This window comes from Holdemanella porci, from assembly GCF_009696075.1.
Lineage (GTDB): Bacteria > Bacillota_I > Bacilli_A > Erysipelotrichales > Erysipelotrichaceae > Holdemanella > Holdemanella porci.
The window spans coordinates 45,193-55,622 of the sequence record NZ_VUMR01000005.1 but is presented as its reverse complement, the minus strand read 5'-3'; the positions used below and the strand labels follow the sequence as shown (position 1 = coordinate 55,622).

The window sequence follows — 10,430 nt, the reverse complement described above, 5'->3', positions numbered from 1 at the left end:
ATCATTTTTGGCATAATAAATGGCAGAAACGTCGACTATTTTTGGGTTTATGAAGTACGTTTCTGCCACAGATATTTTATCAGATTTTAAAAAGACTGTCGACAGTCACTTTGTCAACAGTCTGAGAGATCGAGAAATCGATCTTTTTTTTCTGTTTTAATATTGTTTTCACATGAAAGGATTAGAATGAAGGTGTATGTGAAATTTTGTGATTTGTAGGTTGATTTGATAGGTATGTTATAATTAGTGATGTAGGTGATAAAAATGTTACTGTTTTTTAAGAGTTTACCAAGATTAGTACGCAGTGCCAATAAAGACATGCACCGTCATTTCTCGATGACCTTTTCTTCCATTGTATCGATTGGCATTGCTTTATTGATGGCTTTGTTTATATTTGTGATTTATATGAATGTCGGAAGATTTACGAGTCAAATTGAAAGTGAATTTATGATTCAAGTCTCTTTAAATCCAACACTAGAAGATGAAGGAATTAGTGAATTATCCGATTCAATTTCATCGCTTGCTTCCGTAAAAAAAGTAACGTATTCAAGTAAAGAAGAGGAATTGGATGCGTTGATTAAAGAAAACGGAGCTATGTTTAAACAATATAAGGGAGAGGACAAGAACCCTTTATATGACGTTTTGAATGTGGAATTAAAAGACAACACAAAAATTTCAAAAGTGACAAAGAAAATTGCTAAAATGGATGGTGTTGTTCAAGCTACATATGGAGGTAGTGCTATCAACACGACGATTCAACTGTTTAAAAATATCCGTGTATGGGGAAGTGTCTTTGTTGGATTGATGGTTTTGATCGCCGTATTCTTGATTCGAAATACTATTAAAATGACAATTTTAGTACGAAAAGATGAGATTGCGATCATGCGAACAGTTGGTGCCTATAACTGGTATATTTCTTTACCGTTTGTATTAGAAGGAATCTTTATCGGCTTTTGGGGTGCATTAGGCCCTGTTTTGATTTGTATATTTGGCTATACAGGACTTTACCACGTAATGAATGGTATGTTTTTTAGTGACTTGATGAGTATGCTGAAACCATATCCATTTGTATTGTGTACTTCAGGCGGCATTCTTTTGATTGGAATGGTTGTAGGAATGCTAGGAAGTTATTTAGCCGTTAGAAAATATTTGAGGTGGACAAGATGAGAAAATATAAATTCTGTGCAGGTTTTCTAAGTTTAGCTATGGCCTGCTCATTAATCATGCCTGTTTCAGCAGAAGACTATTCGGATACAGAAGCCTGGTATGCCAAGTGTAGTCAGGCACAAACTTCACAAGCTGGCGTAAAAGCTTGTCAGGGATTTCAGGAATATCAGAAGAATCGTAAACAAAGTCTGCAAAACAGTATTGAAGCTTATACTTCAAGCATCGCTTCTTTGCAGAGTGATACGACAAAAATGGAGCAGCTTGCCAAGGAACAAAAAGAATTGGTTTCCAATCTACAAACGCAGATAAGTGAAAAAGAAAAATCGATTGAATTGATTGAAAACAACATTAAAGAATTGGAAGAGAAGATTCAGGCAAAACAAGCTGAAATTGATGCTTGGAACGAACAAATCGAAAATCGTATGAAAAATGAACAAACAACGATTGGAACCAATATGATTATAGACTTGATCATGGGATCGGATAGTTTAAGTGATATGCTTCGCCGTATTTCTGGAGTTGAAAGAATCACAGAAGATGATCAGTCACAAATTAAAAAGTTAAATAAATTAAAGAAAGAACTTGTTTTGCAGCAAGATGAACAAAAACGTTTAGATGAGGACGCAAAAAGTCAAAAGGCAGAATTAGAATCGCAAAAACAGCAGGCCAGTGAATTAGAGGAATCTTATAATAAACTAGTTGAAGAATATCAGAAAAAAATTACAGAATTAGAAGCACAGAAACGTTCCGCACAAGTGGACATGAATAGCATTCGAGACTTTGTGATTTCAACAAACTTCTCAGGATCGATTGAATCCGTATCTGGATTTATACATCCTATACAAGGTGGAAGTAAAAGTGCAGGTACATGGGCATATCCTGGTGGAGGCATGCACTTAGGACTCGATTGGGCAGCTCCAATTGGTACAACTGTAGTAGCTCCGGCAAGCGGTGTTATTTTATATGCCGCAGCCCCTGTAGGAAGCAACTCAGGCTATTTGGGTAACTGGTCAGGATATCCTTATGGTGGTGGAAACACAATAGAAATGTTGTGTAATGTGAATGATACACTTTATGCCGTAAGTTTCTGTCACTTGTCGCAAACAATCTACGTAAGTGCAGGACAAAGCGTTTCACAAGGACAAGCAATCGCATTATCGGGAAATTCAGGAAATTCAAGTGGGCCACATACACATGTTGAAGTCTATAATCTAGGTTCAATGTCTGTAAGTGATGCGGTAGCTCGTTTTAGTGCGAGTGCTGATTTTGCGTGGGGAACAGGCTGGTCAGGCACAGGTACTTCTTGTGAAGCTGGCAAAGCAGCGCCTTGCAGGGAAAGACCAGAAAAGTTCTTTAGTTAGGAGGAACATTATGATTGATTTAAAAGATGTTTCAAAAGCATATCCCAATGGAGTACATGCTTTAAATCATGTCAATTTACATATTGATAAAGGTGAATTTGTTTATGTGATTGGAGCCACAGGTTCTGGTAAATCTACATTGATCAAAGTGCTAAATGGAGAAGAAGTTCCAGATGAAGGTACAGTTATTGTAGATGGTATTAATGTAGGGGCTTTAAAACATAGAAAAGTTCCATACTATAGACGTAATGTTGGCTGCGTATTTCAAGATTATCGTTTACTTCCAAAATTAACTGTCTTTGAAAATATTGCCTTTGCCCTAGAAGTTGTGGGTATGCCACGCAAACAAATTCGTAAACGTGTAATGGAAGTATTAGAGCTTGTTGATTTGAAAGAAAAGGCTAGAAGTTATCCAGACGAATTATCTGGAGGACAACAACAGCGTGTAACGATTGGCCGTGCCATTGCGAATAAACCAAAAGTTTTGATTGCGGATGAACCAACAGGAAATCTAGATCCCGAAAAGAGTTTAGAAATTATTTCATTATTAGAAAAGATCAACCAAAAACTAGATACAACAATCATGATGGTTACACATGATAAAGTATTGGTTGACCGCTTTAAAAAACGTACGATTATGTTAGATAAAGGATATGTGATTCACGATTCGAATAAAGGTGGGTATAAGAGTTTATGATGAAAGGTTTACGTACTTTTTTATACGAATTGAAGTATGCCTTTCTCCAAATGAAAAGACATATTATGTTGTGCTTTTCTGCCATTAGTGCCATTGGCATTACCCTACTTTTGATTGGTTCGATATTGATTATTGGATTACACGTTAATTATTTTTCGAATGATGTTCAAAAAGATTTGAGTATTCACGTTATTTTAAATGAGAATATTGATGATGAAACAGCTATATCAAGTATTCAGAGTGAAATATCTAAATTGAAGAATGTTTCAAAGGTAGAAGTATCCTCTAAAGATGATGAACTTGAACTTATGATCAAAGAAAAGGGAGATGCTTTTAAAGCCTATCGAGGAGAAACAAATCCCTTATCCAATGCTTTCTTTGTTTATGTAAAGAATGCTTCTTCTATCCGTAAAACAAGTGCGCAGATTCAAAAAATTGATGGCGTATCCAGCACGGCTTTTGGAGGAGACAGCGTTACAAGTTTAGTAGACATGTTGAATATGATTCAAAAGATTGGTTTAGGCATTGTTGCTTTATTGATTCTATTATCATTATATTTGATTTATAACACGATTCGAACGACAATTGATTCAAGAAGTGAGGAAATCATTATTATGCGTACAGTAGGTGCAACGAATGGTTTCATCAGTAATCCATTCATTGTCGAAGGTATTTTTATTGGACTACTTGGATCTATCGTTCCATATTTATTGGTGCATTTTGGATATGAAAAGCTGTACGAAAGTTTAGGCGGAAAACTATTCACACCTATGTTTGCCCTATTTAAACCAAGTACAATCAGCTTTCAAGTAGGACTCTCTATCATTCTTGCAGGAGCCTTGATTGGTGGGTTCGCATCCTTGTTTGCGGCAAGAAAATATTTGAAAATGAGACGATAAAAACATTGCAGAATAAAGGATTGTTTCGTATACTTTCTATATGGAATTATTGGGGCGAATGATTCGTCCCATTTTGTTTTAGAACAGGATGAGCTTATGAGAAAAAAAAGTCAAACAATATTGATTACACTACTATGCATTGCATGTTTTGGCGCAGGCATAAGTATACCAGTTATTTTAAATAAAAAAACGACAGGAAATAGTAAAGAACAAGAAAAATTTGATACCATTTATTCAATTTTGAATTCAGATTGGTATTATTCGAATAAAATCAAAAACTTGGATTCCAAACTTATGGAACAAGCTATTGATGGAATGACAACTCTAGACCAAGATGCTCATACAAACTATTTTGACTTAGAACAAGCCAAAGCCTTTTCGAGCAGTCTTGAAGGAAGTAATGTAGGATTAGGAATCTCCTTTTATTTAAATGAAAATAAAAACTTCGTCGTATCCAACGTATACATCAATTCAACAGCGGATAAGAAAGGCTTAAAACCCCAAGATGAAATCATTTCATTAGATGATTTAAAATGTAGTGAAAATGATTCGGACACAATCATTAAATATATTAAGGCGCATGAAGGACAGAATGTTAAGACAAAATATCTTCGTGATGGAAAAGAATATACGACAAATTTGATTCCAGGTACTTTTGATTCAACGGTCGTATGTAACGTATACGAAGATTATGGAGAAATTATTCTAACGAGTTTCTCAGAAAATAGTGGCAAAGATTTTTCAAAGGCAATGTCTAGCCTACAAGAAGTGGGGATCAAAAAGTTGGTCTTAGATTTACGTAATAATGGTGGCGGCTATTTAAATGCGGCATTGGAAATTTCGAGTTCTTTGATTCCGAAAAAGTCAGTTGTTTTCAAGGAAAAAGATAAAGATGGCAAGTTCACTAAACAAATGACAAAAGATGAATTCAATCAAGTAAAAATGGATAAGATTGTTGTTCTACAAAATGAAAATACGGCAAGTGCAGCCGAAGTTCTGATTGGTGCTTTAAAAGATAATTTAGGGGATACAGTGATTACGGTAGGAACAACATCTTACGGTAAAGGTACTGAACAAGTTACAGTACCATTCTCAGATGGAACAAGTTTTAAGTATACAGTGGCACGTTGGTATACGCCAAAAGGTACAAGCATCAATAAGAAGGGTTTTAAACCAGATGTTGAAGTAAAACTTGGAGAAGTGAAGACAACATCCTATTATAAAGTCAAGAAAAAGGATGTCATCAAAAAAGACAGCGTGGATGATAATGCCCAAGCTTTACAAGTATATCTGAAGTATTTAGGATATGATGTGGATCGAACAGATACATATTTTTCAAATACCAGCTCTCAAGCTTTGGCAAGTTTTCAACAGGACAATCGTTTAGAAGTAACGGGAGATTGTGATAAAAAGACGTGGGATCTTTTGATGGAAAAAGTATTGTTGAAGATGAATGAAACACCAAGTGATGATACGCAAAGACAAAAAGCGATAGAAGAGGCACAAAAGTAGGTATAAACCTACTTTTTGTGTATTATATATATATGAAGGATGTGAGCGTATGAAAAATCAGTTTGAATTAGTATCTGAATATAAACCGAGTGGAGATCAGCCAGAAGCTATTAAGGAATTGGTTTCTGGTTTAAAAGAAGATAAAAAGTTTCAAGTATTGTTGGGAGCTACAGGAACTGGAAAAACATTTACAATTTCGAATGTGATTGCCCAAGTGAATCGACCAACCTTGGTGTTTGCACATAATAAAACTTTGGCGGGACAGTTGTATTCTGAATTTAAAGAATTTTTTCCACATAATCGTGTGGAATATTTCGTCTCTTATTTTGATTATTACCAGCCAGAAGCCTATTTGCCAAAAACAGATACATATATTGATAAAAACACAAAGACCAATGAAGAATTGGATATGCTTAGAATGGCAGCAGTAAATAGTGTTTTAGAACGAAGAGATACGATTATTGTAGCCAGTGTTGCCTCTATTTATGGTGCTAGTAATCCAGAACAATATCGTCATATGATCTTTACTTTAAGAAGTGGACAGATCATTGAAAGAAATGAATTGATGCTAGCGTTAGTACATCAACAATATAAGCGTAATGATACAGATCCATTAAGAGGGACTTTTAGAGTACGTGGAGACGTCATTGAAATCACACCAGGTCATACGGATCGTTATTTAATCCGTATTGAAATGTTTGATGATGAAGTGGAAAGAATCTGTGAAGTGGATCCAGTAACAGGACATGTCAATCAATCTTATCAGCTGTATATTATTTATCCAGCTAACGGCTATGCGACAAGTATGGATATCATCAATCATGCAGCAGACACAATTCAAGAAGAATTGGATGAAAGATTGGCTTATTTTGATGAGCAGGGTAAACCATTAGAAAAAGAGCGTTTGGAACAACGATGTCGCTACGATATAGAAGCATTAAGAGAATTTGGCGTATGCCCAGGTATTGAAAACTATTCAAGGCATATTGATGGCAGAAAGCCAGGCGAAAGACCGTATACACTCTTTGATTATTTTCCAGATGATTTCTTACTTGTGGTAGATGAAAGTCATGTTTCCTTACCACAAATTCGTGGCATGTATAATGGAGACCGTGCAAGAAAACAAATATTGGTAGATTATGGCTTTAGACTTCCAAGTGCTTTAGATAATCGACCTTTGCGTTTTAATGAATTTGAGGGGTTGATTAAAAATGCCATCTTTGTATCTGCAACACCAGGAGATTATGAACTGGATCAAACGCATGGGGAAATTGTTGAACAAATCATTCGTCCAACAGGTCTTTTAGATCCGGAAGTCGAAGTGCGTCCTATTGAAGGCCAAATTGATGACTTAGTAGATGAAATTAAGGATCGTATTGAAAAACATGAAAGAACTCTGATTACGACGCTAACGGTTCGTATGGCCGAAGATTTAACTTCCTATTTAAAGAATATGGATTTAAAAGTAGCATGGCTACACCATGAAGTTACAACGATTGAACGTACGGAGATCATTCATGATTTACGCCAAGGTAAATATGATGTGCTTGTAGGTATCAACTTATTAAGAGAAGGTTTGGATATTCCAGAAGTCAGCTTGATTGCGATATTAGATGCGGATAAAGAAGGTTTCTTAAGATCAAGACGATCATTGATTCAGATTATTGGTCGTGCGGCACGTAATGCCCAAGGTAAAGTTATTATGTATGCCGATAAAATTACGGAAAGTATGCAGGAAGCCATAGATGAAACCGCAAGACGTAGATCGATTCAGATGGAATACAATGAAAAACATGGCATTGTTCCTAAGACAATCATCAAACCAATCCACGATGTAGTTCGTTCTAAGGAAACTAAGGAAATGGCGGCTAAGTATTTGAAGAAGAAAAAGTTGCCGGCAAAACAAAAGGAAAAGATGATCCAAGAATTAGAGCAGGAAATGAAAGAGGCAGCTCGTACTTTAGATTTCGAAAGAGCGGCGCAACTAAGAGATATCTTATTTGAGATGAAAGGTGAAAAATAATCATATTGTGAAAAAAATAGACGAACTAGTTACATAATGAAAATAAGTGTGTTATTTTATTTGCGAACATAGATTCAATGAGTTCTTCGGGGCAGGGTGCAATTCCCTACCGGCGGTAAAAGTCCGCGACCCACGCAAGTGGCTGACTTGGTGTAATTCCAAGACCGACAGTATAGTCTGGATGGTAGAAGACACAAAAGTATTTTTTGTATTTTTTAGACCCCGGGAAGATTTTTCTTGGGGTTTTCCTTTTGGAAGAGCTTATCCGAATCAAAAGGAGGTAAAAAGATGAAAAATAGAATGTTCAAACGATGGTATTAACGGCGATGCTTGTAGGTCTTGCAGGAGCTTTGATGTCACTGGAATTCTCTTTACCAATGATGCCACCATTCTACAAGATTGATTTTAGTGATGTACCAAGTATTATTGCTCTATTTAGTTTAGGTCCTGTATTTGCCGTTTTAGTAGAAGTTATTAAATTAATTGTAAAAGTTGTGACAGTAGGAACAAACACAGATTATGTGGGTGAACTCGCAAATCTTTTAGGCATTGTTCTATTTATTTTACCAACATGGTTTGTGTACAAGAAGATGAATAAGACAACAAAACTTTAATTGTTGGAATTCTAATTCGTACCGTATTCGCATGTTTCTGTAATGCATGTATTACCTTGCCACTATATGCCAAAGCTATGGGAATGCGTTAGATTCTGTTGTGCAGATGGTAGGTTCTGTAAATCCAAGCTTTAAGTTGATTTATGAGGCAAAATAAGTATGATTTATAAGTATCAAGAATTAACACGTTTAGAAATGGAACAAGTCGATCGAGAAAACACAATTGTTTTGATTCCATTAGGGGTGCATTAGAACAACATGGAAATCAAGCACCACTTGGTTCGGATACACTCATTGCCACAACTATGTGTGACTATATTGAAAAAGAGTTAAAGGCCGAGGACATAAATTTATTGTTGTTTCCAGTCGGATTGAGTACGGAACATAAAGAGTTTTATGGCTCCATTACATTTAAAACTATGGCTTACTATCATATGTTGTATGACATACGTGAAAGTCTAGCTTATCATAGCTTTAAAAAAATGGTTTTTCTTGTATGTCATGGTGGAAATGCACCGGTCGCAAATTTGATTTCTAGAGAAGTAAGAAGTGATTTTAAAGTGTATCCATTTGTATTAAACTCAGGAATCTTAGATCATCCAGCTGTAAAGGCAACGTTTTCTAAAGGGAAATACTTTTGGTTTTCATGGTGGTGAAATGGAAACATCTATGGTTATGGCAATAGATGAAGACTTGGTTAAATTAAAGACTAGTGAAAAAGGAATTCCCAAAAATACGGCAATGCAGACACATTTGTCATGGTTAGCTACAGATTGGGTCACAGAAAAGGGAAAACCAATTGGGATTGGTGGAGATCCTAGTAGAGCCATAAAGGAAAAGGGTAAAATCATTTTGAGTGTTAGCGCAAAAGAATTTGTTAAGGATTTGATTTTAATTCGTGACTTTAAAGAATAATATTTTGAAATGGTTTACATTTGATAAAAATGCGTTCACTCTTTATAATTATAAGTATGATAAAAGTAGCCCTATTAGAATATGAAAAAGAAACTAAGGACATCGTTTTTCAATTATCTAAATTGTTTACGCATGAGGATTGGTGTTTTCGTCATTACTTAAAGGCGAGTGATCTGGCAAAACGGATGAAGGAAGAAGAGTATCAATTATTTGTGTTTGATGAAATGTTTAAGACGAGTCGTATTGAAAGCGTATTTGTACATGATAATTCCAATGCGATTGTTATTTATGTTTGTGAAAATCCAATTAAGACGCGCGGCGATGATGAAAGAAGTCGTGTGTTCTATATTTCAAAAGAAAATATCGCAGCCGACATTTCAGCTTATGATCAAATGATTCGTTCGCAATGTATTCAAAGTCATGTGTATGAATTTAATTATGATGGAGTTCGTATGAATCTTTCGTATGAAGATATCTACTATTTGGAAAAGAATGAAAAGATGGTGTATTTCTATACAAAAAAAGGCATTTTCCATAAGCGTGACAGTATGAATGCATTAGAAGATATATTTAAGGAATTTGGCTTTTTACGAGTACACGTATCCTATATTGTGAATTCTAAATATATTGTTGCTTGGTATAAAGATGAAGTTGAGCTTATAAACAAGGTTCTGATTCCTGTTTCGAGAGGAAAAAAAAGAAAGATATCGATGAAATAACCGGTTTTACCAGTAAAAAGGCGAGTTTTACCACTTGCCTTTTCTTTTTGATTTTGTTGGTTATAATGAAAGTGTAAAGAGAAGTAAGAGCAGAGAAAACTTCTCTTAAGACAAAAAGAGAGCGGTGAGAAGATGACAATAACATAGAGTTGAAACGGAAAGTTTTAACTATAAAAAGTTGAAGCTATGGAGAAAAGACTCCAAAGGTTAAGCTAGAGGAACTCTAGAAAAAACATTCAATGGGACTTAACAAGAAAAGGAAATAGGATTTAGATAAAGGGTTTTTATCGAGTGAATAATCACAAAAAGGATAGAGTACTTGAAATGTTAAGGATATCATCCAATCTAGATCATGGAACTTAAAGATACTCATATATGGTCATGCTTGAGAAAATGCTTTAGGAAAATGAATAGAATAAAATCATAATGTGGATGATAAAAAAATTGGATAAGGTAGAAAAGTTATCCGGTTTAAAAAAAGTGAATAAATAAATCAGAGCAGATGGAATGTCTGCTCTAATTT

Annotated in this window: 10 protein-coding genes and 1 riboswitch; all 10 genes read left to right on the top strand. The window is 35.1% G+C overall.

The genetic code is table 11. The annotated features are described in order from the left end of the window. The first annotated feature begins 264 nt into the window (after positions 1–264). Complete coding sequence (gene ftsX, locus FYJ55_RS02040; protein ID WP_154555417.1) at positions 265–1,167, top strand: permease-like cell division protein FtsX; 903 nt, start codon at positions 265–267, stop codon at positions 1,165–1,167. Then, complete coding sequence (locus tag FYJ55_RS02035; RefSeq protein WP_154555416.1) at positions 1,164–2,528, top strand: murein hydrolase activator EnvC family protein; 1,365 nt, start codon at positions 1,164–1,166, stop codon at positions 2,526–2,528. Before ftsX (FYJ55_RS02040) ends, FYJ55_RS02035 begins: the two co-directional genes overlap by 4 nt. Before the next feature lie 10 nt (positions 2,529–2,538). Further along, positions 2,539–3,225, top strand: coding sequence for a cell division ATP-binding protein FtsE (gene ftsE / locus FYJ55_RS02030; RefSeq protein ID WP_118115381.1), 687 nt, complete (start codon positions 2,539–2,541; stop codon positions 3,223–3,225). Beyond that, entirely contained in the window at positions 3,222–4,124 is a 903-nt protein-coding gene (ftsX, locus tag FYJ55_RS02025; protein WP_229771034.1) for a permease-like cell division protein FtsX, read from the top strand. Before ftsE ends, ftsX (FYJ55_RS02025) begins: the two co-directional genes overlap by 4 nt. Positions 4,125–4,220: 96 nt before the next feature. Next, entirely contained in the window at positions 4,221–5,636 is a 1,416-nt protein-coding gene (locus FYJ55_RS02020; protein ID WP_154555415.1) for a S41 family peptidase, read from the top strand. 49 nt (positions 5,637–5,685) lie between these two features. Further along, positions 5,686–7,659 carry an excinuclease ABC subunit UvrB gene (uvrB, locus tag FYJ55_RS02015; protein ID WP_154555414.1) on the top strand — a complete coding sequence of 658 codons (1,974 nt, stop codon included), beginning with the start codon at positions 5,686–5,688 and terminating at the stop codon, positions 7,657–7,659. Positions 7,660–7,737: 78 nt separating this feature from the next. Beyond that, a riboswitch (FMN riboswitch) is annotated at positions 7,738–7,856 on the top strand. Positions 7,857–7,970: 114 nt separating this feature from the next. Next, a complete protein-coding gene (locus tag FYJ55_RS02010) occupies positions 7,971–8,273 on the top strand; it encodes an ECF transporter S component (protein WP_229771033.1) in 303 nt (100 codons plus the stop codon). Positions 8,274–8,509: 236 nt separating this feature from the next. Then, a complete protein-coding gene (locus FYJ55_RS11250) occupies positions 8,510–8,929 on the top strand; it encodes a creatininase family protein (protein ID WP_326831830.1) in 420 nt (139 codons plus the stop codon). A 1-nt stretch (position 8,930) separates the two neighbouring features. Continuing rightward, positions 8,931–9,188 (top strand): creatininase family protein, encoded by a 258-nt coding sequence (locus tag FYJ55_RS11245; RefSeq protein ID WP_268234126.1) that lies wholly within the window; start codon positions 8,931–8,933, stop codon positions 9,186–9,188. 56 nt (positions 9,189–9,244) lie between these two features. Beyond that, on the top strand, positions 9,245–9,907 hold the full coding sequence (locus tag FYJ55_RS02000) for a LytR/AlgR family response regulator transcription factor (RefSeq protein ID WP_154555413.1): 663 nt from the start codon (positions 9,245–9,247) through the stop codon (positions 9,905–9,907). The last annotated feature ends 523 nt before the right edge of the window (positions 9,908–10,430 follow it).

Excerpts from the sequence above, each read along its gene's own strand:
- ftsX (WP_154555417.1), top strand. The coding sequence starts at position 265 with ATGTTACTGTTTTTTAAGAGTTTACCAAGATTAGTACGCAGTGCCAAT.
- FYJ55_RS02035 (WP_154555416.1), top strand. The coding sequence starts at position 1,164 with ATGAGAAAATATAAATTCTGTGCAGGTTTTCTAAGTTTAGCTATGGCC.
- ftsE (WP_118115381.1), top strand. The coding sequence starts at position 2,539 with ATGATTGATTTAAAAGATGTTTCAAAAGCATATCCCAATGGAGTACAT.
- ftsX (WP_229771034.1), top strand. The coding sequence starts at position 3,222 with ATGATGAAAGGTTTACGTACTTTTTTATACGAATTGAAGTATGCCTTT.
- FYJ55_RS02020 (WP_154555415.1), top strand. The coding sequence starts at position 4,221 with ATGAGAAAAAAAAGTCAAACAATATTGATTACACTACTATGCATTGCA.
- uvrB (WP_154555414.1), top strand. The coding sequence starts at position 5,686 with ATGAAAAATCAGTTTGAATTAGTATCTGAATATAAACCGAGTGGAGAT.
- FYJ55_RS02010 (WP_229771033.1), top strand. The coding sequence starts at position 7,971 with ATGGTATTAACGGCGATGCTTGTAGGTCTTGCAGGAGCTTTGATGTCA.
- FYJ55_RS11245 (WP_268234126.1), top strand. The coding sequence starts at position 8,931 with ATGGAAACATCTATGGTTATGGCAATAGATGAAGACTTGGTTAAATTA.
- FYJ55_RS02000 (WP_154555413.1), top strand. The coding sequence starts at position 9,245 with ATGATAAAAGTAGCCCTATTAGAATATGAAAAAGAAACTAAGGACATC.